At 42.4% G+C, this 25,534-nt stretch carries 27 protein-coding genes; 10 read left to right on the plus strand and 17 right to left on the minus strand.

What is annotated here, in order from left to right; genetic code table 11:
- The first annotated feature begins 87 nt into the window (after nt 1–87).
- Nucleotides 88–921, plus strand: a complete 834-nt coding sequence (locus BIV59_RS04310; RefSeq protein WP_071350222.1) for an alpha/beta fold hydrolase — start codon at nt 88–90, stop codon at nt 919–921.
- A gap of 37 nt (nt 922–958) precedes the next feature.
- Here the strand turns inward: BIV59_RS04310 and BIV59_RS04315 are convergent, their stop codons facing one another.
- Entirely contained in the window at nt 959–1,219 is a 261-nt protein-coding gene (locus BIV59_RS04315) for a DUF1871 family protein (protein WP_071350223.1), read from the minus strand.
- Nucleotides 1,220–1,362: 143 nt separating this feature from the next.
- On the opposite strand from BIV59_RS04315, the gene BIV59_RS04320 reads away from it, so the two are divergent.
- Nucleotides 1,363–2,532, plus strand: a complete 1,170-nt coding sequence (locus BIV59_RS04320; RefSeq protein WP_276205120.1) for a MalY/PatB family protein — start codon at nt 1,363–1,365, stop codon at nt 2,530–2,532.
- 39 nt (nt 2,533–2,571) lie between these two features.
- On the opposite strand, the gene BIV59_RS04325 is transcribed toward BIV59_RS04320, so the two are convergent.
- From BIV59_RS04325 to BIV59_RS04340, 4 genes are all read right to left on the minus strand, one after another.
- The gene (locus BIV59_RS04325; protein WP_071350224.1) at nt 2,572–3,321 is read right to left on the minus strand and encodes a TraR/DksA C4-type zinc finger protein; all 750 of its coding nucleotides are present in this window, start codon (nt 3,319–3,321) and stop codon (nt 2,572–2,574) included.
- 294 nt (nt 3,322–3,615) lie between these two features.
- The gene (locus tag BIV59_RS04330; protein ID WP_071350225.1) at nt 3,616–4,908 is read right to left on the minus strand and encodes a CitMHS family transporter; all 1,293 of its coding nucleotides are present in this window, start codon (nt 4,906–4,908) and stop codon (nt 3,616–3,618) included.
- A 316-nt stretch (nt 4,909–5,224) separates the two neighbouring features.
- Nucleotides 5,225–5,908, minus strand: a complete 684-nt coding sequence (locus BIV59_RS04335) for a response regulator (protein ID WP_071350226.1) — start codon at nt 5,906–5,908, stop codon at nt 5,225–5,227.
- 19 nt (nt 5,909–5,927) lie between these two features.
- Entirely contained in the window at nt 5,928–7,508 is a 1,581-nt protein-coding gene (locus BIV59_RS04340; protein WP_071350249.1) for an ATP-binding protein, read from the minus strand.
- 161 nt (nt 7,509–7,669) lie between these two features.
- Between BIV59_RS04340 and BIV59_RS04345 the strand changes: the two genes are divergently transcribed.
- Nucleotides 7,670–8,440: a DUF817 domain-containing protein gene (locus BIV59_RS04345; protein ID WP_071350227.1), complete on the plus strand. Its 771-nt coding sequence runs from the start codon at nt 7,670–7,672 to the stop codon at nt 8,438–8,440.
- A gap of 11 nt (nt 8,441–8,451) precedes the next feature.
- Here the strand turns inward: BIV59_RS04345 and BIV59_RS04350 are convergent, their stop codons facing one another.
- Together BIV59_RS04350 and BIV59_RS04355 are read right to left on the minus strand one after the other, a co-directional pair.
- Entirely contained in the window at nt 8,452–8,667 is a 216-nt protein-coding gene (locus BIV59_RS04350) for a hypothetical protein (RefSeq protein WP_071350250.1), read from the minus strand.
- Nucleotides 8,668–8,814: 147 nt separating this feature from the next.
- Complete coding sequence (locus tag BIV59_RS04355) at nt 8,815–9,408, minus strand: peptidylprolyl isomerase (RefSeq protein WP_071350228.1); 594 nt, start codon at nt 9,406–9,408, stop codon at nt 8,815–8,817.
- 373 nt (nt 9,409–9,781) lie between these two features.
- Here BIV59_RS04355 and kapB point away from each other — a divergent pair, with 373 nt between their 5' ends.
- A complete protein-coding gene (gene kapB / locus BIV59_RS04360) occupies nt 9,782–10,168 on the plus strand; it encodes a kinase-associated lipoprotein KapB (protein WP_071350229.1) in 387 nt (128 codons plus the stop codon).
- Nucleotides 10,169–10,209: 41 nt separating this feature from the next.
- Here kapB and kapD read toward each other — a convergent pair whose 3' ends face one another.
- Nucleotides 10,210–10,833 carry a 3'-5' exonuclease KapD gene (kapD, locus tag BIV59_RS04365; protein WP_071350230.1) on the minus strand — a complete coding sequence of 208 codons (624 nt, stop codon included), beginning with the start codon at nt 10,831–10,833 and terminating at the stop codon, nt 10,210–10,212.
- Nucleotides 10,834–11,197: 364 nt separating this feature from the next.
- On the opposite strand from kapD, the gene BIV59_RS04370 reads away from it, so the two are divergent.
- Nucleotides 11,198–13,075, plus strand: a complete 1,878-nt coding sequence (locus BIV59_RS04370; protein WP_071350231.1) for a transglycosylase domain-containing protein — start codon at nt 11,198–11,200, stop codon at nt 13,073–13,075.
- Between the two features lie 29 nt (nt 13,076–13,104).
- Here BIV59_RS04370 and BIV59_RS04375 read toward each other — a convergent pair whose 3' ends face one another.
- Nucleotides 13,105–13,662: a DUF5366 family protein gene (locus BIV59_RS04375; protein ID WP_071350232.1), complete on the minus strand. Its 558-nt coding sequence runs from the start codon at nt 13,660–13,662 to the stop codon at nt 13,105–13,107.
- 125 nt (nt 13,663–13,787) lie between these two features.
- Nucleotides 13,788–14,177: a hotdog fold thioesterase gene (locus BIV59_RS04380; RefSeq protein WP_071350251.1), complete on the minus strand. Its 390-nt coding sequence runs from the start codon at nt 14,175–14,177 to the stop codon at nt 13,788–13,790.
- Nucleotides 14,178–14,356: 179 nt separating this feature from the next.
- Between BIV59_RS04380 and BIV59_RS04385 the strand changes: the two genes are divergently transcribed.
- Nucleotides 14,357–14,761 carry a YuzC family spore coat inner layer protein gene (locus BIV59_RS04385; RefSeq protein WP_071350233.1) on the plus strand — a complete coding sequence of 135 codons (405 nt, stop codon included), beginning with the start codon at nt 14,357–14,359 and terminating at the stop codon, nt 14,759–14,761.
- Between the two features lie 641 nt (nt 14,762–15,402).
- Here BIV59_RS04385 and BIV59_RS04390 read toward each other — a convergent pair.
- A complete protein-coding gene (locus BIV59_RS04390; protein ID WP_071350234.1) occupies nt 15,403–16,902 on the minus strand; it encodes a leucyl aminopeptidase in 1,500 nt (499 codons plus the stop codon).
- 317 nt (nt 16,903–17,219) lie between these two features.
- Between BIV59_RS04390 and BIV59_RS04400 the strand changes: the two genes are divergently transcribed.
- Both BIV59_RS04400 and BIV59_RS04405 read left to right on the plus strand, forming a co-directional pair.
- On the plus strand, nt 17,220–17,702 hold the full coding sequence (locus BIV59_RS04400; protein WP_071350236.1) for a divergent PAP2 family protein: 483 nt from the start codon (nt 17,220–17,222) through the stop codon (nt 17,700–17,702).
- Between the two features lie 91 nt (nt 17,703–17,793).
- Nucleotides 17,794–18,603 (plus strand): cobalamin-binding protein, encoded by an 810-nt coding sequence (locus BIV59_RS04405; RefSeq protein ID WP_071350237.1) that lies wholly within the window; start codon nt 17,794–17,796, stop codon nt 18,601–18,603.
- Nucleotides 18,604–18,686: 83 nt separating this feature from the next.
- Here BIV59_RS04405 and BIV59_RS04410 read toward each other — a convergent pair whose 3' ends face one another.
- From BIV59_RS04410 to BIV59_RS04430, 5 genes are all read right to left on the minus strand, one after another.
- Complete coding sequence (locus tag BIV59_RS04410) at nt 18,687–19,388, minus strand: 3D domain-containing protein (RefSeq protein ID WP_071350252.1); 702 nt, start codon at nt 19,386–19,388, stop codon at nt 18,687–18,689.
- Between the two features lie 407 nt (nt 19,389–19,795).
- Nucleotides 19,796–20,119 (minus strand): YuiB family protein, encoded by a 324-nt coding sequence (locus BIV59_RS04415; protein WP_071350238.1) that lies wholly within the window; start codon nt 20,117–20,119, stop codon nt 19,796–19,798.
- Between the two features lie 202 nt (nt 20,120–20,321).
- Nucleotides 20,322–20,444, minus strand: a complete 123-nt coding sequence (locus BIV59_RS23515; RefSeq protein WP_170846081.1) for a YuiA family protein — start codon at nt 20,442–20,444, stop codon at nt 20,322–20,324.
- 152 nt (nt 20,445–20,596) lie between these two features.
- Nucleotides 20,597–21,079 carry an NUDIX domain-containing protein gene (locus BIV59_RS04425; RefSeq protein WP_071350240.1) on the minus strand — a complete coding sequence of 161 codons (483 nt, stop codon included), beginning with the start codon at nt 21,077–21,079 and terminating at the stop codon, nt 20,597–20,599.
- A 290-nt stretch (nt 21,080–21,369) separates the two neighbouring features.
- Nucleotides 21,370–22,596 (minus strand): NAD(P)/FAD-dependent oxidoreductase, encoded by a 1,227-nt coding sequence (locus BIV59_RS04430; RefSeq protein ID WP_071350241.1) that lies wholly within the window; start codon nt 22,594–22,596, stop codon nt 21,370–21,372.
- 467 nt (nt 22,597–23,063) lie between these two features.
- On the opposite strand from BIV59_RS04430, the gene BIV59_RS04435 reads away from it, so the two are divergent.
- Both BIV59_RS04435 and BIV59_RS04440 read left to right on the plus strand, forming a co-directional pair.
- Nucleotides 23,064–24,056, plus strand: coding sequence for an NAD(P)/FAD-dependent oxidoreductase (locus BIV59_RS04435; protein WP_071350242.1), 993 nt, complete (start codon nt 23,064–23,066; stop codon nt 24,054–24,056).
- A gap of 163 nt (nt 24,057–24,219) precedes the next feature.
- On the plus strand, nt 24,220–24,861 hold the full coding sequence (locus tag BIV59_RS04440) for an SDR family oxidoreductase (protein ID WP_071350243.1): 642 nt from the start codon (nt 24,220–24,222) through the stop codon (nt 24,859–24,861).
- Between the two features lie 50 nt (nt 24,862–24,911).
- Here BIV59_RS04440 and BIV59_RS04445 read toward each other — a convergent pair whose 3' ends face one another.
- Entirely contained in the window at nt 24,912–25,049 is a 138-nt protein-coding gene (locus BIV59_RS04445) for a YjcZ family sporulation protein (protein WP_083392043.1), read from the minus strand.
- Nucleotides 25,050–25,534: the final 485 nt, after the last annotated feature.

Raw genomic sequence — 25,534 nt, forward strand, 5'->3', positions numbered from 1 at the left:
TGCCTTAAGCAAAAAAAAAATAAACTTACGGCCATACGTTATTTCATAATGGGTAAAATAGGGAAAACAGTATAAGGAGAAATTATGATGACGCTTAACATTGAAAAGTCAATACACAATATTAATGGCACAGAACTATATGTCGAGCGTTTTGAGCACAGCAGCAGTGCCCCTGTACTGGTCCTGCTGCACGGGTTTCTTTCTTCCTCCTTCAGTTTCAGGCGTCTCATCCCATACCTGGCGGACGACTTTACAGTGATATCCATTGACCTTCCTCCATTTGGGCAGAGCGGGAAATCCACTTCATTTACATATTCCTGCAATAATCTGGCTATGACGGTCATTCAATACCTGGAGGCGGCAGGTGTGAAATCCTGCTGCCTGGCCGGACACTCCATGGGCGGGCAGATTTCCATGTATGTGATGAAAAACCGGCCTGACCTCATTTCAGATACTGTTCTCTTATGTTCTTCCAGTTACTTGCCGGGAGCTCAGCGGCATCTTAAATATATGAGTCATTTGCCTTTTTTTCCGTACTTTGTCCGGCGCCGGCTTGAAAAAACGGGAATCGAAAAGAATCTGCAGAATGTCGTATATAACCAGAATTTAATCGATGATGATATGCGTATAGGCTATCTCACACCATTTTTGGATAATCAGATATTCAAGGCAATGGCAAAAATGCTGAGAGACCGGGAAGGAGATCTTGCAGAACAGGATTTGCATAATATCCAGACAAGATGCCTACTGATTTGGGGTGAACATGATAAAGTAGTTCCTTTAACGATTGGACAAAGGCTTCATCGCGATCTGCCTAATTCAACTTTGATTGTAATAAAAGACACCGGGCATTTGCTTCCGGAAGAACAGCCGGAAATGGTTCATCGTTATATGAGGGATTTCTTTTTAGAGGCCAAATAAAAACACGGCAAGGTATCTGCTCCCTAGCCGTGTTGCCTTATATCGAACAGCTTGCATTATTTTTAATAAAAAAAAGATGGCTGGCCATCGACTGGCATTTCTCAATATCCAAAACTTCTTCAAAAGAAAATTCGTAAATGTCCTGAATTTTTTCTGCAAGCTGCAAACTGGTTTTACATTCACGCATGCTCATGAGGACGTCGGCAATTTCCGTTTCATAAAAGTCCTCTCCAAGCTGAAAGGGATCCCAGTTTTGCAGAGCGGCAACCAATTCTATATTCATTTGCTGATTTTCCATTCGTTATCACCCGCTTAAAAATTTCCTGAGTTCTTGTTATGATATATAGTAACACATAATTTCATTCCAGTCAGAGGCCAAATAATGATCAGGCAAAAAAGAAGCAATGATATTTAAATCAATTTCATAGGCGGTGAAGGATATTGGAATATAATACTTTTGAAAGCATGATTGAAAGAAAGAATACAGGATCAGTAAAATGGGATAGAACAGAAATCTTGTTTGGTGCCAAGGACTTGCTTCCAATGTGGGTAGCAGATATGGATTTCCCTTCTCCCCCTGAAGTCCAGGAGGCGCTCATTTCAAGAATTAAGCACCCAGTGTTCGGTTATACAGCGCCATCAGAATCCATATATACTTCTATTATAAATTGGATGGAAAAGCGGCACAGCTGGACCATCCAAAAGGAATGGATTACTTTTAGCCCGGGCATCGTCGCTGCGATTGGCACTGCAATCAATGCCCTGACAGAACCAGGAGATAAAGTTATGATTCAATCTCCCGTCTACACACCTTTCTTTGATATGATAAAAAATAATAATAGGATTGTCGTAAATAACCAGCTTGATTTAATTGAAGATCATTATGAGATTAACTTTGAAGATCTTGAGCAAAAACTTCAAAGTGGTGTCAAAATGGTCTTGCTTTGCAGTCCGCATAACCCCGGAGGAAGAATTTGGCGCCGGACGGAGCTTCAGAAAATTGGCGAACTAAGCCTAAAATATCAGGCTTTAGTGGTTTCTGATGAAATACATGGCGATTTAAGCCATTCCGGTCTCACCCATCTGCCGCTTGCCTCCATTGATGCCGGCTTCAAGGAAAATGTCATCACACTTATGGCACCAAGCAAAACATTCAATATTGCCGGCCTGCAATCTTCGTTGATCATATGCAGCAATACCCTCATTCAAAATCGCCTTAATGAATATCAGCACAAAAATGGCTTTCACGGTTTAAATTTGTTTGCACTTACTGCCACTGAAGCCGCCTACCTTCACGGAGAAGCTTGGCTGAAGTCCCTGCTGTCTTACCTGCAGGAAAACATCCGGATTGCAGAGGAATTCATTAAAAATGAGCTGCCGCAATTAAGATGTATCCATCCAGAAGCCTCTTACCTATTATGGATAGATTGCAGGAAGCTGGACTTGAGCGGCAAAAGCATTCAGGAAAGGCTCATTTCAAAGGGCAAGCTTGCACTAGAACCCGGCGATAAATACGGACCGGGCGGAGAAGGATTTGTCCGGATGAACATCGGCTGTCCGCGAAGCATGCTGCTTGACGGCCTAAGCCGGTTAAAAACCGCATTAGCATAACCAAAAAAGTGTGAAGACCACTCTTCACACTTTTCCTTTTTAATCCTCTGTATAAGGATCATGTTCATATGCCGGCAGATCGCCAAAGCTTGTCATGGTACCTTGTTCATCAAGAAGATCTTCATACTGCTCATGCTGGGAATTGGGATATACTGTAACATTTTTTCCCTCTATATCAGTTCCGGCAAAGTTTTCATAATCCTCCACGTAGCCGGTATTTTCTTCTGATTCCACATACATGTCATCATAATGGCCAGGAGGCCTTGCAAAATCCGAAGGGGACTCTGAAGTGCCGTAGCTTGCAACATCCTGCCACGAGTCTTCCGCATCATATGCTGCATTTTCATCTTCTTCATCTTTTTCAAATTTTCCGAAAGGCGGCATCAAAACACCCTCCTCTACCGGGCGGTTATGGGAGGTATCCTGTGAAGGACTGTGCGTTATACAAAATTGAGTCGTAGGCAAAGCCTCCAATCTTTCAATAGGAATCTCACCAGAACAGACCTTACACGTACCATAAGCCCCTTCTTCAATCGCTTGCAGTGCACCTTCAATGTCTTTGATACCGTTTTGGTAATGCTCGTACAAAGCGATGTCCTTTTCCCGTTCATAAAGTTCAGAGCCCTCATCTCCGGGATGATTGTCATAGCTCGATAGCTCACCTGTTGAAGCATGCGGATGATCTTCATTCAAATTCAGATCCCCATTTGCCTCTAATCTGTCCTCCAGATCCTTCTTTAGGTTTTGCAGATTCGTTTTAAATATTTCGATTTGTCTTTTGGAGAGCACTTTTGCAACATCCTTTCCTTACCCCTGATCTATAAATCAGCAAGTGACATTTGAGAAGTGAACTTGACAGCATTTCTATTACATAGTATTTTCCGTCTCTCATTCTTTCATGAAGGGATTTTTTTACAATTTTGTTCGTATCCAAATATCATAAATAGTCTGGATTTCGCTTCACCTAAAAATAGGGCAAAATCTCTTTCAAGTCACGCTTAGAGCAAATCACCATACGGGGCCTAACAGAAAAAAAGGCTGCTTCAAAGGCCCTGCATGGCTCAGTGAAACAGCTTCTTATGATTATAAAGGGATGATAGAAAGTACAACGGCAGCAAGAATCATGATACCAGCAGAACCGCATGCCCATTTGAGGAAAGAACGCTGCAGATCGCCAAAATCCTCGCCTACCATACCTACCAATAGATAGGTGGACGGCACAAGAGGGCTTAACAGATGCACCGGAAGCCCGAGAAGCGATGCCCGCCCGATAAATGAGGGATCAATCCCATAGCCTGCTGCTGCCTTCGAAATTAATGGAAGGATTCCATAATAAAATGCGTCATTGGACATGAAAAAAGTAAAAGGTGCCGAAATGATGGCTGTAATTAATGCAAAGTGCGATCCAAAAGCATCTGGTATATGTGTAATCATGGTATTGGCCATTGCATCTACCATCTTGGTTCCTGAAAGAATACCGGTAAAAATCCCTGCGGCAAAAACCATGGAAACGACAGACAATGCATTATCTGCGTAATGTGAAACCCTTTCTTTTTGATCACTTAGTTTTGGATAATTAATTATGATAGCAATAGCAAATCCGGCCATGAACAATACGGGAGCCGGAAGCAGCTCTTTAATCAATCCAGCCAGAAGCGCAATTGTCAGCAAATAATTTACAGCAATCAGTCTCGGCCTTTTCAAGGAAGGCCCTTCAGCAGCAGCAGCCTGCATAGCAGTTGTACGGAAGTCGATTTGAAGAACCCCTATCCTTTTCCGTTCTTTCCTTCCAAGACAATAGGACATGAATAACACAAACAGAACCCCCGCTATCATCGATGGAATGACTGGAGTGAAGATATCATGCATTTCTAAATGCAGGGCGGTCATGGCCCTGGCAGTCGGCCCTCCCCAAGGAAGGAGATTCATCACGCCAGATGCAGAAACCGCAATCCCTGCCAGGACAAGGGGCTTCATCCCTATCCGTTTATACAATGGCAGCATGGCTGAAATGGTGATCATATAAGTTGTGGTTCCATCTCCATCAAGAGAAATCATAAGTGCAAGCACTGCAGTTCCTATTGCAATCTTCACTGGATCTCCTTTTACTATCTTAAGGATAGCTGAAATGACGGGATCAAATACACCTGCGTCCATTAAAATCCCAAAAAAGAGAATAGCGAACAGAATCATGATTCCCGTAGGCGCCACACTTTTGATCCCTTCGAGCGCCATTGGCCCTATTTCTTTTCCAAATCCCCCTATCAGGGCAAATATGATTGGCACTGCAATAAGCGCAACCATCGCAGATAACCGTTTTGTCATGATTAAAACCATAAATAGAAGAATCATCAAAAATCCAAGTAAAGCAAGCATCCCTATCCCTCCCCTGACTTATACATTCAGTGTAATAAAAACACTTTAATTTGTAAGCGTTTACAAATTAAAATAATTAAAAGAATTTAAAAACATTTTGATCATAAAGTTCACAATAAAAGCGTTAGCGCCTTGGTCAGAGGAACAAAGACTAAATACGCCGCGTCCTGCGGCAGCGTCTTTGTGATCCCCATTCTGAGGGCCTCAGCATGAGGAAGGCAAGTTTAGTCGCCTTCCCCCAAGAGCTCCCCGCCCGGGTGTAATTCAACAGCCATCCTATATACTAAAAAAGGCCGGTTCTATTGAACCTCGCCTTTTAAACAGGATAATATTTTCTTTCCGGCCTTCCTACAATCCCGTACACCACTTCTGCCTTCCCTTCTTGAACTGAAATTAAGTATTCGAGATAGCGGCGGGCTGTTGTTCTTGAAGCCCCTATTTTCTTGCCCGCTTCTTCAGCAGATAAGCCATTTCTTTGTGTCTGCAGAACATACTTTACTTTCCCGAGAGTGATCTCATCAATTCCTTTCGGCAGGCCTTCGGAAGCGCCTGGTACTTCCCGTTTCCCTTTGGAAAATAATAGATCAATATACCTCTGATCTACTTCCTGTCCGGATTCCATCAGAGCATGCTTATGAAGAAATTCTTGTATGATGTTATTAAAACGTTCTCTGCTTACAGGCTTAATCAGATAATTTTCAATCCCGTAGCTTAAGGCTTTTTCCAGAAATACTTTATCTGTGGCCGCTGTCACCATGATAATTCCCATTCTCGGAAATCTCTCGCGTATCTCCGCAAGCAGGTCCGTCCCCAGCACATCGGGCATGTACACATCAAGCAGCAGCAAGTCGGGACTTTTTGAGTTCAATAACTGAAGCGTCTCTTTTCCGTTAAGAGATTTTCCGACTACTTCAATTTCATTGAAATTCTCTAGAAACTTCTCATGAATATCTGCAATCCGAAAATCATCCTCAGCGATGACCGCTTTGATTCTCTGCATATTTCTGCCTCCTTGCTCATTACTTTGGTAGATACACGATAAAATCAGTACCGCATTGTTCCGTGCTTTGCACCTCTATCATCCCGCCTAGTTCCCTGACAGCTTCTTTTGCATTAGACAGTCCATAGCCTCTCGGTTCGCTTCCCTTCTTCGAGGTATATCCCCTCTCGAAAAGATGAAGTTTTTCTTCAGGCCCCATTCCCTTGCCGTTATCAGATATTTCAAAGATAATATCCTTGCCAATATCGGTAGCAAAAAATGTGACCTTTCCAGATTTTTTTCCATACACCGCCTCAAAGGCGTTATCCAGTAAATTCCCAATGATGAGGATTAAATTAGAAAGTTTAATATGATTTGGCAGTACCTCTAAATAGCTGTCTGGAACTATATCGAAGTTCAGCTTTTTTTCCGAAGCTTTCCCTAACTTACCCAGCAAAATCGCCTGGACTCTTGTATCCTTGATCTGATTGAATACTACTGAATTCTGATATTGCAGTATACTGGTTTCATTTTGAATCATTGTGATGGCTTCTTTATATTCCCCAAGCTGCAGAAGGCCTGACAGCACATATAATTTATTGGTGTATTCATGCGTTTGGGCTCTAAGATCCTCTGAATACCTTTTTACTTCAGATAGCGTGTTGACCATCTGTTCTATTTCTGTTTTATCACGGAAGGAAGCGACAACTCCCCTCACCCCCCCGCTGTCAAAAATAGGGGTGCTGTTCACAATTATCGTCTTATCTCTCCATGTAATTTCCCGATCTATCGCTGGAATTCCAGAGCCGAGAACCTCATAAAGAAGATCAGATGGAAATAGCCGCTCAGCTTTCATATGGCGGACAGATCCCTCAATATGGAGCATCCTTTTGGCAGGCTGGTTCATCATCGTAATGAATCCCTCTTTATTGATGGCAAGTATCCCTTCCTTCACTGCATGAAGAACTGCGTTTTTCTCTTTGTAAAGAGAAGCAATTTCATAAGGCTCCAGGCCCATTGTATCTCTGCGGATATTACCAGAAAGCAAGATGCTTCCAATGATGGAGATCAAGAGGGCAAAAAGAGAGACAAACAAGACCTTCGTAATGTTTTCTGTGATTTGTTTATTAATATCTTCCAGGAGAAAGCCAACGGAAACGATGCCGATTACTTGTCCCGTTTGATCAAAGATAGGAGACTTTCCTCTAAGAGATGGTCCGAGTGAGCCTTTTGCCTTCGATACATAAAAATCCCCTTTAGTGATGGCCCTCTCATTATCTCCTCCCCTCATTTTTTTCCCGATTTCCGCTGCAAGGGGATGGGAATACCGGATTCCATCCTTGTTTCCGATTACTATAAATTCCGCTCCTGTTCTTTTTCTGATTTTTTCAGCAAGAGGCTGAATGGTTTTTGAAGGATCACTGCTATGGAAAGCCCGGATGACATCGGGCATAAGTGAAACCGTTTTCGAAATTTCCAGTGCCATTCTTCCTTTGCTCTCTTCTATCTGTCTGCTCTCCATGTAACTGAAAAATCCTGTGAAAATAATGATAAGCAGCAGCCCAAGAGAAAGGACGAGCCCCAGTATTTTTATCTGCAATGATACTCTTAGCGCCTTCAGCCCATATCCCTCCACATCTTAACTGCCATTGTTACTAATACAAGAAACTCTGCTAGAAATATTCACGGTATTTTTTTCTATTCAAAAGTCCCTTTAACGTATATTCTTTAATTATTCCATTTTGCTGGAAGGAGCCGTTTTATGACTGTAATTAAAAAATCATGGATTTTGCCTATCAGCAGGCTTTGTCCTGCTTGTTTCCTGCAATCATATTCCTGACTTTGGCAATATCCAAAGTTCTCCCCTTCCCATTCCTTCACCGATATGACTTTATTTTGCTTGTCTGCCTGTCTGCCCAAGTCCTGCTTGTCCTCACAGGCATTGAAACCTTGGATGAACTTAAGGTCATCATCCTGTTTCATATCATCGGGCTTGCTCTGGAATTGTTCAAGGTGCACATGGGTTCATGGGCATATCCCGAAAGTGCCTGGACCAAATTCCATGGCGTCCCGCTTTATAGCGGATTTATGTATGCCAGTGTCGCAAGCTACATGTGCCAGGCATGGCGGAGGCTGGATTTGAAGCTGCTCCGGTGGCCCCGCACTGATTGGGTGCTTATACTGGCCGGGGCGATTTATCTGAATTTCTTTACCCATCACTTTCTGCCTGACTTCCGCTGGGTGCTTACAGCTCTTGTAGTCCTGCTTTTTTTCAACACATATGTGTCGTTCAGGGCCGATGGCGATTTATACAAAATGCCCCTTGCCCTTTCTTTCGCCTTAATCGGATTTTTCATCTGGATTGCAGAAAACATCGCTACCTTTTTTGGCGCCTGGGAATACCCAGACCAGCAGAAGGCATGGCATCTTGTTTCATTCAGCAAGATAAGCTCCTGGCTGCTGCTGGTAATTGTAAGCTTTCTAATAGTCGCCATTCTTAAACACGTAAAGCAAAAAGAGGAAGTTTTAACAGAGATAAAAACTAGTATGTAAAGGAATTAGAGCTATTTCAGCTTATCACTGATTTGATTTTTCTTAAGAAGCTCTTCTTCCAAGTGCTTCGTTTTTAAAGCTTCTTTCTTTGAGACTGAGATAATAAGTTTCATCGTGAGCACAGCACCAATTACAAAGATCACAGATGTAATGGCTGCAGGGATATACTCAGATTTATCTTTTGGAAAATAAAGAAATAAAGCAAGCACTGATTCTGCAATATTCATGTCATCGCATCCCTTTCCGAATAGTCCGAAATTTCCTTCTTCCATTATATCAGTATCACTCCGCACCAGCCACACAAGTTCTTAGGGGGCATTTGCGCTGCTTATAAAGAAAGAACGCAAGCAATAAAAATGCTTGCGTTCTTTTTACTATCCCAGTACTTTGATGGACTTAATGATAATATCTTCTACAGGTCTGTCACCGTTTAAAGTGGGGAAGTTCGCAATGCTGTCTACGATTTCCATCCCTTCAATCACCTGGCCGAATACAGTATGCTTGTGGTCAAGCCACGGTGTTCCTCCTTGTTTCATGTAAGCTTCAATAATTTCCTCCGGATAGCCGGCCTGTTTCATTTGCTCACCCATCCGGCTGTCCACATTTTGGGCTTGAACGATAAAAAACTGGCTCCCATTTGTACCCGGTCCGGCATTAGCCATTGAAAGCGCCCCGCGGAGATTGAAAAGCTCCATGGAAAATTCATCTTCGAAAGTATCTCCCCAAATGCTCTCGCCGCCCATGCCAGTTCCATCAGGGTCTCCGCCCTGAATCATAAAGTCCTTGATGACACGGTGAAAAATAACACCATCATAGTATCCATTTTGGGCATGAGTAATAAAGTTCTCCACAGTTTTTGGCGCCTGCTCCGGGAAAAGCTTAATTTTAATGCTTCCCTGAGAAGTTTCCATCACAACTGCTTTTTCATTTTCAGATAACTCTTTCGATAATTGCGGATAATGAACCATTGTACATTCCTTCTTTCCTATATATCTTCCATACGATAATGAAAGTTAACCTACTACTAGTCATTTCCTTACAATGTACACTTTACACGAATCAATAAAAAGCGCAAGCGCCATGCAACGGAACAAAGACTAAGAACGCCGCTTCCTGCGGCAACGTCTTTGTGACCCCCATCCTGGGGGCCCTCGGCCAGCATAAGACACGTAAGACGAGAAGGTGTTCTTTGCCTTCTCCTCGAGAGGCTAGGCGCTGGAGCTGGATTAATAAAAAGCGCAAGCGCCTAAGCAGAGCGCAGCAAAAGACCACGCTGTAAAAGCAGGCCCATTTTATGTATGATAGTGTATATCAATCGCATTTTTCCAAGGAGGAAAGAAAATGACAGATCAGGATTTTAAAATTGGCGACCGTGTAACCGCCATATATAAAACAGGAAAATATATCGGTGAAATAACCGGCATCCGCCCGCAGGCATATCTGGTAAAGGTCATGGCTGTTTCCAAGCATCCCATGCAAGGTGACCTTCACAATCCAAAGCAAACAGATGTAGCAATGTTCCATCAAAGACGTTCCTTAGCCTATAGGGAACAGACCAATGTTTCAATGAACATGGTCAGGCATTACGAAGGAGAAATACCGGATTATACTGAATCACTTAAAGAAGCCGTGAAAGCAATGAAAAATAAATTATTGGAAGACAAAACGGAGTGGAATCAAAAAAGTCTTGAAATGCTCGAGGATCTTGAAGGGGATTACTTCAAATAAAAGAAACAATAAAAGCCAAATCAGTGATAGTGATTTGGCTTTTATAATGCAAGATTATTCAAGACTTGGGATAAATCAATGCGTTCCCCAATCGTTGTCGGCTGGTGATTTTTCATATAGCTTTTATCTTTCTCAACCAGTTTAAAAATGTTATATGTGGTTATGGCATCATCCAATGCACGGTGATGCTTTCCAGTGCCTTCTTTTCCATATGCCTGTACAGCTTTCCACAAACCTGTCTGATTTTGATCTCCAAAAAAACGTTTGTACTCCATAGACAAATCGATCAGTTTGCCCTTAAACGGAAATTCTATTCCATTCCTCTGGCAGCTTTGCCTAAGCACCTTCATGTCCATATTTCCCCATGTCACGACAGTTGTCGGACACTTTTGCTCATAGCTGCTTAACAATGAAACAAGCTCACTGAAAGACATTCCCTGCTCCACCTGCTCCTGTGAAATGTGAAGAAAGTTTTTACAGCGTTCTGTAAGCTGCGGGAATTTTACCGGGGCAACAAACGAAGAAAATTGATCATTCATCTCTTCACCCATAACGGTCACAAAACCGACCTCTATGATCTCCGCAAAAAAGCCTTGTGGATTCGCCCTTCCCTCCGGCATTGTAAACTCAAAATCGATAAATAAATACTGAACCTGGTCTTTCATCTTCAAAGCCTCCTTTTTTATGCTTTGTTTAAATATACTGACAAACAAGCATGTTTCCCAAAATGCTTATTCAAATTATAGCAGAAAATTTTGAAATTTTTTTACTTTTTTTAAAGCTCTATTAAACGCTCATGCTGATTTCAGTTTCAATCAGCAAAGTGCAGAAACCACAGTCTTTATTAATAAAAGTTACATGCAATCTGCTTTTTTTTATTTGTTTTTTCTGGTGCAATATCTCTTATTTTGTGAAAAAGCACTCATTGAAGCCGATAAAACAAATGGGTTTGATATAACCGCACAGCTTTGAAAGTCTGTTGGCATGCCCTACGCCATACCCAAAATATATTAGATTGGAAGTATAAGTATGCGCACGATCCTAGGCTATATTTTTATTTTAATGCTAGTACCTTTTTTATACATCCTTCTGGTCTATTCCGTCAATGAGTGGACACATGCACAGAGTGCGGAGCAGTTACTTGATAAAAAGGTGAATTATAAAAGCATCACGATCCCTCAAACAAGCTACATGACTGATGATACAGGGAAAACCATTTTGGAAATCAGCAATACAGAAAGAAGAATCTACCTTTCCCAAAAAGACATTCCTGAATTCCTTAAACAGCTTTTCATTACCATTGAGGACCGAAGCTTTTACCAGCATTCTGGGGTGGATGCACTTGCCATAGGCAGGGCGATACTCGTTAACTCCAAGCATGACACGTTCAGCCAGGGCGGCAGCACCATTACACAGCAGCTTGCAAGAAATCTTTATCTTACCCAGGAAAAAACGTATAACAGGAAACTGACAGAGCTTTTATATTCCTGGCAGCTTGAAAAAAAATTGACAAAGAGTGAAATTCTCGAGCTATATATCAATGCCATCTATTATCAAAATGGCTCCTATGGAATAGAAGCTGCATCCCAATTTTATTATAGCAAGCCTCTGAAGCAGCTTTCAAAGGCTGAGATCGCCTACCTGGCAGCTATTCCCAATAATCCAACCCTTTACAATCCGCTGACACACTACCAGCTTACAAAAAAGCGGCAGGAAAGGATTCTCAAGCAAATGCTGCAGGCAAACAAGCTGTCAAAGGCTGAATACCTAAAAGCCATCCATGAAAAAATTAAACTGGATATCAGCAAACCTAAATCATTATATCCTGACTATACCGTCTACGCCCTCCAGGAGTTCAGCCAATTGGTCGCACAGTCGGAAGGGCTGTCAGAAAAACTTATAAGCTATGACTCTAAAGCAAGAAAAGAAGCAAATGAAAAATTGTCCAAAAAAGTCACGCTGCTTCTGCAATCCGGTATAACCATCCATACAGCTCTTGATCCTGCTATCCAAAAACGAGCCCGGCAATCTGTTCAAACACGATTGGCCGGTTCTGGAGCAGAAGGAGCTGCAGCGGTCATACAGCATAATACGCATCGGCTTGTCTCTTTGATTGGGGGAAAGAATTATAAAATTAATTCTTTCAACAGAGCCTACCAAAGTTTTCGCCAGCCGGGTTCAGCCATTAAGCCGCTGCTCGTATATGCCCCATATATTGAGGATTCTCATGCTAGCACCGCCGAAAAGGTAAGCGGTGCAGACTTTTGCAAAAATGGGTATTGCCCTAAAAATTATACTCGGAAAAGCTATGGAATGGTAACCATTAAAAAAGCCTTTGCCGAATCCTATAATACCCCTGCCATCCGATTATTTGAGAAAAATGGGATAGAGAGAAGCTTCCGCCATCTTGAACCTTTCCATTTTAAAGAAGTGACAGCTGATGACCGCCGATTAACAGCTGCTGTTGGAGGATTCGCCTATGGCACCAGTCCCCTTGAGCTGACGGATGCTTATACTAGCTTTGCGGATGGGAACTATCAGCCGGCAAGAGCGATTACAAGCGTAACTGATAAATCCGGCAAGACCCTTTATAGGTGGAACGACCATTTATCCGTTGTCTGGAACAGGGACACCGTCAAAAAGATGCGGGATTTGCTTCATGAGGTAACCGTTAATGGGACAGCAAAAAAAGCCTATATTCCTTCCAGCTACATAGGCGGGAAAACGGGAACAACAAACGGAGTCAAGGATATGTGGTTTGTCGGGCTTACTGAAGATTATACGACGGGCGTCTGGGTCGGGAAAGACCGCCCTGCAGGTCTGTCTGCCATTCAGCCCTCCGCCCCGCATTTAATGATTTGGAAGGATATCAACAAGCTAATAAAAAGCAAAAAGGGCACCGAATAATCGATGCCCTTTTTGCCTGCTTATCTTTTTTATATCGGCAGGCTGTTCATGATGCTGTTATAGAGCTTTAGAGATGAATAAGCGACAAGTAAAATGAATGATGCCCAAATGATTGTGTGAAAGAAAATCAATCCGATCATTCCGGGCATGCTTAAATTAGGACTGACCGCAAAAACAAAATAAATAAAAGCTATAAAAGCGGTTCCCAGAAAAATGGCCGCTAAACCTGTAAGGGATTGAACACTCACGAGTGAAACAGCGCCCCCTGCCGCAAAAATAACGGCAGCCATGCGGATTCTCTTTAGTCCATTACCATCGGAATCTTTTGAAAAAAACAGCAGTGAAACTTCAATAGCAGTATCTGATATCAGTTTCAATGCAGAAAATAGCATAAAAAACAGCAAAAATATAACAAGCAAAAGAGCAAGCTTTATTTCTGCCTTTGAAAGAAACTCAAGCATTCCTTTATAAATGCCAATCTTTTGAATCAATATCAATGCTTCCATTTCACCATACAAGCCAAATGAAAGACTGAAAAGAATGATTGATATAAGAGGGAAATGCCCGATTAAATAGGTGTTCTTCATTCTGTCTCTCCGTCTCTGTTTCTGCTTGGGCAATCCGTGTTGAATATGCTGCATGTAACAGCCGGAGACCGTCTTGCCTATCCCCTTCTTGCTTGTATGGCAGACGCTCTAAAGTCCGGACTGTTCTACTCTTGCTTTCTTTTAATAACAGCCAATGTACATCTGGAAACACAAATTAGATTTTCTTCTTCATCGCGAATTTTAATATCCCACACCATAGTGGTCCTGCCCCTGTGAAGCAGATTTCCTTCTGCGGTTACAATTCCTGATTTTTTTCCTTTTATATGGTTCGCATTAATTTCAAGCCCGACAACCGCTTCACTGGCCTTGTCCACTAATTCAAATCCTCCGACGCTTGCTACTGTTTCTGCCAGCGCAACGGAAGCTCCTCCATGAAGCAAACCATATGGCTGCCAGGTTCTTTTATCTACAGGCATTGTCGCAATGACCTTGCCTTGTGATAATTCCGTAATTTCAATACCAAGCGAAGTCATTAGCGTATCCTTCAGATTCATATCCATTATCATATCTCCTTTTTTATGGGAATTTCCTGATGCTGCACAAATTTATATCTCTGCTGCATAAGTCTTCGCATACATTAGGAACATATAAACCTTTTAGCCTTCATACCTTATAGGCAGAACACTTCGAATTGCTGCTGTTTTAATCAGTCATACGCTAAGGAGGAAAGGATATGGGGAATATACCCTATTTTTATTATCCCGGTTATTATCAGCATCCATCCTATCTGCATCTATCTCCTTATTCATACCCTGTCGCAGCAGACAGGCAATTTAACATGACAAACCCGGATATGTTTATAAAGTCTGCAAATGTCTCCCTGGCCTTGTTGAGAGATGCTGAAAAACTGCTTTCATCTTTAACGCACTCCAGGGCCCTTTCACAGAAAATCATGTCTGCCGCCCAGTCTTCCGACATGAACGAAGTACGCAAACTGATTTTAAGGACGGGTATACAAACTTCTCCAGACATCCTCTTCTCACCTGACGGCATCCGCCTGGACTTCCATCCGAAAACAGCAAATACCCAAGAAGGCTGCTGCCACATTATATTAAGAATAAAATGGATGAATTTCTAATAAAAAGGCGGAAGCGCCTCGTTAGCCTCGACCAGCATAAGGCGTCTCCGAATAGAAGGCGCTCTTTGCCTTCAATTCGGAGATGACTTATGACCTCGAGAGGCTAGGCGCTGAAGCTGGATTACAAAAAAAGCGAAAGCGCCTCGGTCAGCTCGCGAAGCAAATAGGGTTTTGGCCTTAGAAGGCGTTCTTTGCCTTCTGAGGACAAAACATCTTTCAATGATCGAAGGCTAAGTACTCTGCATCCTGCAGAAACGCCTTCATGACCTGCATCCTGCAGGCCTCAGCGAGCTAGGCGCTGAAGCTGGATTACATAAAAAGGCGGAAGCGCCTCGTTAGCCTCGACCAGCATAAGGCGTCTCCGAATAGAAGGCGCTCTTTGCCTTCAATTCGGAGATGACTTATGACCTCAAGAGGCTAGACGCTGAAGCTGGATTACAAAAAATAGCGAAAGCGCCTGTTCAGTGAATCAAAGACTAAGAACGCCGCGTCCTGCGGCAGCGTCTTTGCGACCCCCATCCTGGGGGCCTTCGACCAGCATAAGGCGTCTCCGAATAGATGGCGCTCTTTGCCTTGAATCCGGAGATGACTTATGAGCTCGAGAGGCTAAGCGTTATGCACAAACGGCAGGCATTGTACCCTTATTTTTCCGACTCAAATCTTTCCACCAGCAAGGCGAGTGTTCTTGTCATGACACCTGTTCCTCCTGCTGTACCAAGGTCAGATGAAGAGTTTGCAGTTGAAGTGCCGGCAATATCAAGGTGCACCCACGGAGTGTCCTCGGCGAATTCACCGACAAATGCCCCGCCCATTATTGCGTGCCCTGCTGCGCCTGGTGAATTATTGAGATCTGCAATCCGGCTTCCTCTTACACGTTCTTTATCTTTTTCCGTAATAGGAAGTCTCCACATTGGCTCACCTGCTTCGAATGAGGCTTCAAGCACTTGTTCAAAAAATTCCTCATTATTAGTCATGGCACCTGTCATATCATTTCCCAGCGCTGTGATAACACCGCCAGTCAGTGTGGCGACATCGACCAGATATTCCGCTCCGTGCTGCTTTGCATACGTGACTGCATCAGCCAGCACCAGCCGTCCCTCCGCATCCGTGTTCAGGACTTCAATGGTCTTGCCGCTCATCGAAGTAATAACATCGTCAGGCTTAAAGGCATTTCCGCTGACCATATTGTCTGTCGATGGAATGACAGCTACAACGTTTTGCTCTGGTCTTAGCTCGCCGATAATCTCCATGGCGCCAAGAACAGCTGCAGCGCCTCCCATGTCTGTTTTCATTCCGACAATACCTGTTTTCGTTTTCAAAGAGTATCCGCCAGTATCAAAGGTAATACCTTTTCCGACAAGACCAATAACATCCTTCCACTCTTCTTTTCCCTGATATTTTAAAACAATCATTTTTGGAGGTTCAACAGATCCCTGGTTGACCGCTAAAAGCGCGCCCATTCCAAGCTCAAGCATTTCATCCTTTTCCAAAATCTCAATTTCAAATCCGTAGCGCCCGCCAAGATCTGCCGCATAATCCGCAAGATCGGTTGATGTCAGAAGGTTTCCTGGCAGGTTGACAAGTGTTCTTGCCGAGTTTGTAGCTTTACCGAAAACATGGCCAACTGTCAGGGAAGCAAGAATTTCCTCAGAGTCTTCCTTTGTATAAACGTTAAAGGAATGCAGTGTTTTTACAGCAGCATTCGATTTCTGCTTATACCCCTCAAATTCATACGTTGACAGCGCCAGAGCTTCACTTAATGCATGTGCAGCGTCAAGTGCGCCAATTTTCTCAGAGGTAAAGGTATCAAGGTCTGCAGCAAGGGAAGTGAATTTCCCGTTCAGGCTTTTAAAAGCTCTTCCGTATGCCTCGCGAAGTATTTCAAAAGTCAGCTCACTTTCTTTGCCCAAACCGATGAACACTAGCCTTTTTATTCCAATTTTACCTAATGTATGTATTTTGCCGATGCTTTTTTTCTTTCCGGAGATATCTCCGGATTTTAATAATTCCGAAAGCTGCCCTTCCAAGTTCTGATCAGCACTTTCAGCGGCACCCGAAAGTCTGGCAGGTTTATCAAAAACTCCTATCAGCAGACATTCCTGGCTTTGATTTAAATCTAGCTCATTCAGGACATTAAACATTCTGTCATTCCCCTCTCATATTGTCTCTCTCCATTATATCCAAGTTATCGATATTTTTCGAATGTTAAGGATGAAAGAACAGCAGCTGTCACTGACCTCTGCTGTGAATACATGCTTTTTTTGCCGGCGAAATGTTTAAAGAATTGCAAACTGGAGAACAAAGAACATATGACAATGACAATTTTGGAGGTTTAAGAAGGAATTTGGCTTCATTTATTGAATCAATAAATTCTGCCGTCTGAAAAAGCTTTCTCACGGCCAATGTGAATCCACCATTAACATTTAATAATAATTTTAAAGAAATGAGGCGAATAAGCTTGGAATTTTTTTTTAATTTCCCTTTAATATCATCTTTGGTTGCCATATTTTTCGCACAGTTCATCAAGGTTCCCATCCATTTCGTTGCTTTTAAAAAAATGGATTGGTCATTGCTTACCTCTACAGGCGGCATGCCAAGCTCCCACTCCGCTGCCGTTACAGCGCTGGCAACTGCCATAGGAATAGAGTCCGGACCTGACTCTCCTTCATTTGCTGTGGCTGCTGTTTTTGCCATTATTACGATGTTCGATGCAACAGGCGTAAGGCGGCAGGCTGGCGAACAGGCAGTGGTTTTGAATCGTCTTGTGGCAGATTTCAACACTTTTGTAGAAGAAGCAAAGAATTGGCAGAAAAAAGAGGAAAAACAAAAGCAGCGGAAATTGAAGGAGCTGCTTGGACACAAGCCTATCGAAGTGTTCTTTGGAGGATTGTCCGGCATATTCGTTGCACTTATTCTTAATATGCTTTTATTCCAAGGATAGGCTTTCACATGGCATATTCTGCTATTATTTAATCTGCAGGGCTCATTTCAAATGCATCAGAGAGCCATTTCATTTTTTGGAAGGTGAGAGCATGAAAATCATTTCAATATGTCCAAGCAATACAGAGCTATGCGTTTATCTGGGAGCAGACGACCTGCTGATAGCCCTTGATGATTATTCTGATTGGCCAGAACATCTGCAAAGCCTTCCTAAGCTCGGGCCAGACTTATCCATCCGCATGGATCGCCTGGAAGCTTTAAATCCCGATCTTGTCCTTGCCTCGCTCAGTGTGCCTGGAATGGAAAAAAACATCGCGGAATTGGAGAAAAGGAACATTCCCCATATCATCTTCAATCCTCAGTCTCTGGATGATATAGCCAACGACTTAATTGTCCTCGGTGAAGCATTGGGAATGAAGGAGGCGGCAGAAAAAAGAGCCGGGCAATTCCTTGCATCACTGGAGGAATTCCGCATAGCCGCAAGCAAAATTAAGCATAAGCCCTCCCTATACTGGGAGTGGTGGCCAAATCCATTATTCACGCCCGGCGGCATTAACTGGCTGACGGAAATTTCAAGGCTGGCAGGTGCCTATAATATTTTTGAGAACATTGAGCTTGCAAGTGTACAAGTGTCCTCTGATGATGTCATTCAGCACGACCCTGATTACATCTGCCTTGCATGGGTAGGCGTTCCTGAAAAGAAGGTAAAGCCAGATCTTGTTAAAAAACGGCAGGGATGGGGAGAACTCCAGGCAGTGAAGAACAATAATATATTCATATTGGAAGAGCCTCTGTACTGCAGGCCGTCTCCCCGGCTCCTCGAGGGTCTGCACAAACTTGCAGGACTTTTGCATCCAAAGGAATTTCCACTATTAACGTCTTCTAAAAGCACGCTGCAATAAGAGTTTATATAACAGAAGCAAGCACTGAGGCTAAATGCCCTCAATGCTTGCTTCTGTTTTGTTCCGTTATGTATAGCATGCTTTTAGTGCATTGATTTCCCTGTAAATTGCTGGCGGAAAACCTGCAGCTCCTTATTTTCGTTCAGGTTTGTAAGCTGCTTTTCTGACAGCTTTCCGTCACCCTTTTTTATGATATAAACATCCAGTGTTTTCTTTCCCCAGTTGCTGTAAACCTCTTCTACCGTATCATAAAATAAATCCAGTTCGTTGCCTTTTATAGCCCCTCCTTTATCCGCCACCACCCCATAACCATAGTCCGGAATGAAAAGGATGGTTCCGACAGGAAAAACATTTAAATCAGCAGCAACCGTGGAGTATAGGTCTCTTTTAACTTTAACTCCGGAATATGTAATGCCATATGAAGGGTTTCCAGGTTTTTTTCCGGTGGATTCGTATCCTGCCGTATACCCTGTAGCCTTAACCTTCGCTTTAGGATATTGCGAAAAATTCATTTTGCTTTCAATAGACTGCGGCTGCACATGTTCTATGCTGGATAAAACCATTGGTGCCGCACTATATGCAGGATGCAAAGAATTACTCTGCGGGCGTGTACCTAAGTCCATAGCTTTGCTCCATGATGTGCTGTGATAGGCAGAGCTCGTTTCCGGCAGAAAATCTGCTATTTTAGCATCTACACCTGTAATATGATAGAAGGTAGCATGAAGCGCCGCTGCAAAAAGCAGGAGGATTCCCGCTCTTTTAGCTGTATTTTTAATTTTTGTCATATAAAAATATTTCACTCCTCTCATTTCATATTTCTTTCCCGAAAAAAGGAAAAGTATGCATAAAAGAGAGAAACATTTTTTTATAAAAAGCGGAAGCGCCTTGAAAGCCCCGACCAGCATAAGGCACGTAAGAATAGAAGGCGCTTTTTGCCTTCAATTCTTACGTGCCTTATGACCTCGAGGGGCTAGGCGCTGAAGCTGGATTGACGAAAAAGCGGAAGCGCCTCTCAGAGGATCAAAGACTAAGAACGCCACGTCCTGTGGCAACGTCTTTGTGACCACCGTCCTGGTGGCCTCCGACCAGCATAAGTGAAGAAGCTTATCCGCAATTGTTTTATAAAAACTTTATAACATTAATTTTTTGATAAGAAAAAAACAGGCTGTCATCTGACACAGCCTGTTCGATATTAGAACATTTGATACCCTTTATTTCTTAATAATTTGATAATGAACCCTGCTAAAATAGCCCCCGCAAGGCCGCTTGCCAAAATGATGATGTCTGCAGACTGCAGTGCAGAAAATTTCCCGCCCATCTGTCCAAATACTGTACCAGGTTCTCTGAAATACTGTATCAGCTTTGCACCATTGACAATGAAAATTGCTATTATCGGGAAAATAATGACCATGATCCATGAGGAACGAAACAACATATTAAGCAAAAAGCCGATTCCAAAAAATAATACAAAAAATAAAACAACGGATATGATTAAAACCGGCAGCGGCATTCGCATTTTATTTAAGACCCCCTACAAGAAGCATCTATTTTAGTTTACTTAATGCACGTATGTCCGTCAATAACTGAAATGCCAGTATATTCAAGAAAATCATCTCATAGAGAAAGGGGTTTCACCGGATTTCCTGCGTAATATATGAAACAGCTAAAAAAGATCCATATTATTTTCATAAAAAAGGAGCTCCAAAGAAGGAGCCCGTTTATTTTTGTTCCTTTACTTTTCCGCTTCCCTGACAGCAAGAACAGGTCTCTGATCCTCCAAGCAGCAGTTGAAAATAGCCTTTTCCAGCACAGTAAAGACACTCATTATTTTTATTGTTCATTTTCAGATCCCCTTTATTTTTTTAAATTTTCTGATAATATATCAAGAATTAAAAAAAATGAAAACCCCCAAAATGGACATTATACTTTTATGTAAACGGATACATCACACCATTTCTCCCGTTTGCTCATCTTTAATTAAAATTACTGAAAATTACAAAAATATTTTATAAGAAGTGTATCCAAAGTGGCTCCCTGGATCAATCCCATCCAGCACCGTTTGCATATGCTCTTTTTTATAAGAAAGCAGCTGCGCAAGCAATACAGAATGCTTGCCTTCTTTTATCAAAATCTCAGGATCTATAAATTTAGCCTCATATAGTTCCTCTGTCTGAGCAATCACATCAAAGGATCGTGGCTTCAGCAGAAAGATCAGCATATTATCGCTTATTTCATTGCGGATAACGCCGCTTCTTACCCCAAGCAATCCTTCTACCTCTGCTTGTATTCCTGTTTCCTCCAAAACCTCCCGGATAACAGCTTCATCGACAGTTTCGTTTTCTTTTACAAAACCGGCAGGCAGAGACCATACACCCTTTAGTCCACCATATCTTTTATTAACGACAAGCCATTTTCCATCCTCTGCAGCGACAAGGCCTGAAACAGCCAGCCATACATTCTTACCGCGTTCTTTCATACGCTCATTGCCCCTCCCCATTTGAATTAATTTTCTGTTTATCCTGTCTTTCCACATTCACAATCGCAGCCTTCAAAACTTCCCGCTGCATCGCTCCTGTCTGGTTCCCAAGGAATCCGCAATTGCAGAGCATCAGCGATTACTGCAAATCAGCTTACATCTAAAGGTAAAAAGACCATTAAGGAAAACCTTAACAGCCTTTCATTCACTCAGCAATACCCATTTAATTCTCAGCATACCCACCAAACCTGGCAAAGGACCCTTACTCTCAGCTAATTACAAGCAGCATATTAAAAAATATTGAATTTTCCCTTTTTTAGGACCATAGAGGCACCGCCGATCATATATAATGAACGGTTATCAATTACTTTTTTCATAAAGGAAGCTTTCTTTCCTGCCATTTTCTTGCCAAATGCCACACCTATTGCATCATGTTCCCCAAGTGAGCATACCGTACCTTTGATGTCTGGTTTAAAAGAAATCAAATCATCTTCGTTGCGGATTAGTTTAGTCAGATTCTTTGCCACCGCTACCCCCTGCTGCATGGCTATCTGTGCAGTCGGCGGATATGGCCGGTTAATTTCTTCGTTAATGACCAAGCTGCAGTCTCCAATGATAAAAATATCTTCATGTCCTGGGACTCTCAGGTCATGGTTTACCTTCACACGGCCGCGGGCAGCCTCGATCCCGGAGGTTTCAATAATCGAGCTTCCGCGTACTCCAGCAGCCCAGACAACTGTCCCTGCCTTAATTTCCTCTACTTCTTCCTCTCCCTTGCCAACGATGATTCCATCAGGAGTACACCCTTTTATGGGAGTCCCAATCATAAATTCAATGCCTTTTTTCTCAAGGTAATGTACCGCATATTCTACCAGCTCAGGGTCAAAGCCCGGCAGTACGCTTGGTGCAGCCTCAACACAAATTACCCGTACATGGCGGAAGTCTACATCATAATCTTTGCATAGCTCGGGAATGCGGTTGGCCAATTCGCCAAGAAACTCAATTCCCGTAAAGCCGGCCCCTCCAACCACAATGGTCAGGCGCTCGAGCTTATTTTCTTCCTCTGCATGGAATGTCGCAAACTGCAGGTCAATATGTTCTTTAATCTGCCTCGCAGCATTTACATTCGTAATCGCGAAAGCATGTTCCTTTAGGCCTTGAATGCCGAATGTTTCGGCTTCAGCCCCCAGGGATACAACTAAATAATCGTAAGAAACTTCCCTGTCCTCAAGGATGACTTTTTTATCTGCAATCTTCATTTCTGTCACAGTGCCTTTAATAAAATCAACTTTATTTTTATCAATGACGCTTTTGACATCGTACCGCACCCGGTCTGGATGCAGGGTACCTGCCGAGGCTTCATGCAGCCAGGTTGTTTCATAATGATAATCATGTTTATTAATCAGGACAATATCCGCTTCATTGACACCTAATGCCTTCTGCAGGCGGACAACCGTCATTAAACCGCCGTAGCCCGCCCCTAATATAACGATTTTTGGTTTGTTCAAGGGTATCACTTCACCTTTACTATTATTTCTGTTTACCTTGTACTTATCATTTACAGGTTGCACGAACAATAGTGATAAAAATACAAATTTTTTTGTGAATGTATTCACTAAAGCATGAAGAAGCTAGGAGGTGTTGTTCGGAAAATTCTCATAACTTTTCTAAAAAAATAATATTCTTCATCATTTTTTCAATAAAAACCATTTGTTTAATACTAACTGAACAAATAGAAAGCTAAATTTTACATACCCATTTTTTTCATAACACAATCATTTTTTAAAGTGTTCTGTTACACTCAGCACCTTCCTTAACCGCACTTTTCCAGTGGCTTTTTCCGGAGGATTTGACGGATTCTTTTGAATTTAAAAAAAGTCAGCCTTTTAATTCACCTGCCAAATCAGTATTATTTAAAAGGATTAAGATATTATTTATGATAAAATATAAGGCAGATTAGAGTTATTACTTAGGAGGTTATCACTTGGAAGAAAATGAACAGGTATTTGATATAACAATCATCGGCGGAGGTCCGGTAGGCTTATTCACTGCTTTTTACGGAGGAATGAGACAGGCGACCGTAAAAATCATCGAAAGTCTGCCGCAGCTTGGCGGCCAGCTATCAGCATTATATCCGGAAAAATATATATATGATGTTGCAGGGTTTCCCAAGGTCCGGGCACAAGAGCTTGTTAATAATTTAAAAGAGCAAATGTCCAAATTCGAACAAGAAGTGGTATTGGAACAATCTGTGCAAAAGCTTGAAAAGCAGGCAGACGGAATATTCAAGCTAACAACAGAAAAAGGAATCCACTATTCAAAAACAATTATTATCACTGCAGGAAACGGAGCGTTCCAGCCCCGCAGAATTGAATTGGAGGATGCCGTTAAATATGAGGGCAAAAACCTTCACTACTTTATTGATGATTTAAATCAGTTTGCCGGCAAGAAGGTTGTCGTATTTGGAGGCGGAGATTCTGCAGTAGACTGGGCACTCATGCTTGAGCCAATTGCCGAAAAGGTAACCATCGTTCACCGCCGCGACAAATTCCGCGCCCACGAACATAGTGTCGAAAACCTTAAAAATTCTAAAGTAGACATCAAAACACCTTTCGTTCCTGCTGAATTTATCGGAAATGAAGACAAGATCACACAGGTTGTTGTTGAAGGTGCAAACGGAGAAGAGAAGGAAGTAATTGATGTGGACTCTGTAATAGTCAATTATGGCTTTGTTTCTTCCCTTGGGCCAATTAAAGAGTGGGGATTGGATATTCAGAAAAACACCATTGTTGTTAATTCGAAAATGGAAACCAACATTCCCGGCATTTATGCAGCTGGCGACATCTGCACATATGACGGAAAGGTAAAATTGATTGCAAGCGGATTTGGCGAGGCTCCAACTGCCATTAATAATGCAAAGCAATACATCGATCCGAAGGCAAGAATCCAGCCTATGCATAGTTCTTCTATGTTCTAAAACAGAAATTCATATAAAGATGAAAGGAAACCAGGGCGTTTGTTTTGCCCGTTCTGGTTTCCTTTTTTTATTGGGCCATGAAGGCTTAGGAATACAATGTAGTTTACTTCATTAACTGCCGGGGAAGATAATACGAGAAGCAAAAATGAGAGGGTGAAAAATAATGAAAGTATTAATCGTCGGCGCAAACGGACATACAGGAAGAATAGCGGCAGAAATTCTTAGCCGTAACAGCGAGCATCAGGCATATGCCATGATCCGCAGCCAGGAACAGCAGAATGACATGGAGGCTCTTGGTGCAATCCCGGTTATAGCCGATTTGGAGCAAGAGGTTGATCATGCACTCAAAGATATGGATGCTGTGATTTTCGCAGCGGGATCCGGATCAAAGACCGGCCCTGAAAAAACCATTTCCGTTGATAGAAATGGCGCGATAAAGATTGTCGATGCTGCAAAGAAAGCTGGCATTAAGCGCTTTGTCATGCTGAGCTCCATGGGATCAGATTATCCTGAGCAGGGAGCAAAGGAAATGCAGAATTATTATCAGGCCAAGCATGATGCAGATGAGCATTTAAAAAGCAGCGGCTTGTCTTACTCCATTGTGCGTCCAGGAGCACTTTCATTCGATGATCCAACAGGTAAAATCGTCGCCCAGGAAAAATTGGAAAGCCATAAAGGATCTATCACAAGGGGAGATGTCGCCCAGGTGCTTGTCCATTCTCTTACCGCTGTAAGAACATTGAATAAATCCTTTGAAATATTAAACGGCAATGTGCCTATAGAAGAAGCCATTGAAAATCTGTAACTGCCAATGGATGGATAGTAAAAAACCGGCCTGCAGCAGGCCGGTTTTTTTCAGCAATATCCGCCGTATCCGTAGCCGCCGGCATAACCGCCGCCACAGCTGCAGCCGATGATAATTAAAAGGATGAACAAAACAATTAATAATGCGAAACCTCCGCCAAATCCAACTCCGTCAGACATGTAAAACATCTCCTTATTCTTATTAAGGAAGTACTTCAATGGGTTAATACATAGTATGCCGGGCAGAGGGAAATGACACAGAAAATGATTATTGGCTATTTATTGGGCGGGACTACTTCTAAAGAAAACATCTCTCCAAAAACACCCTCTACTTGTACAAATATATGGCCGCTTCAAAATCATTCGTTTTTAGACTTTTAGGCGGCCTTCAAACAAAATGGCCCTCTTGTTCCTCGTTTAAGGGAATGAGCCGGCTTTTTTCAACTCAATATTCAGGATAAATCTAAATATGCAGGGATTAATTTAAACCAAATTGAAATTTCAACCTTAAAAGACAATAAAAAAAGACTCTTATTCTCTTTTTTGATGGTCTTCAATCAAAAAAGGCCGTTAATTTATTTTTTATGAACAAAATCGAGGTTTTTATTTTTGGGTGTTTTCGTAAACTTTGTTGCTATGAAACAAGGGGTTGATTTCCGCTCCAGGATGCTTCG

Source organism: Bacillus sp. MUM 13, assembly GCF_001866725.1.
Taxonomy (GTDB): Bacteria; Bacillota; Bacilli; order Bacillales; family DSM-1321; genus Peribacillus.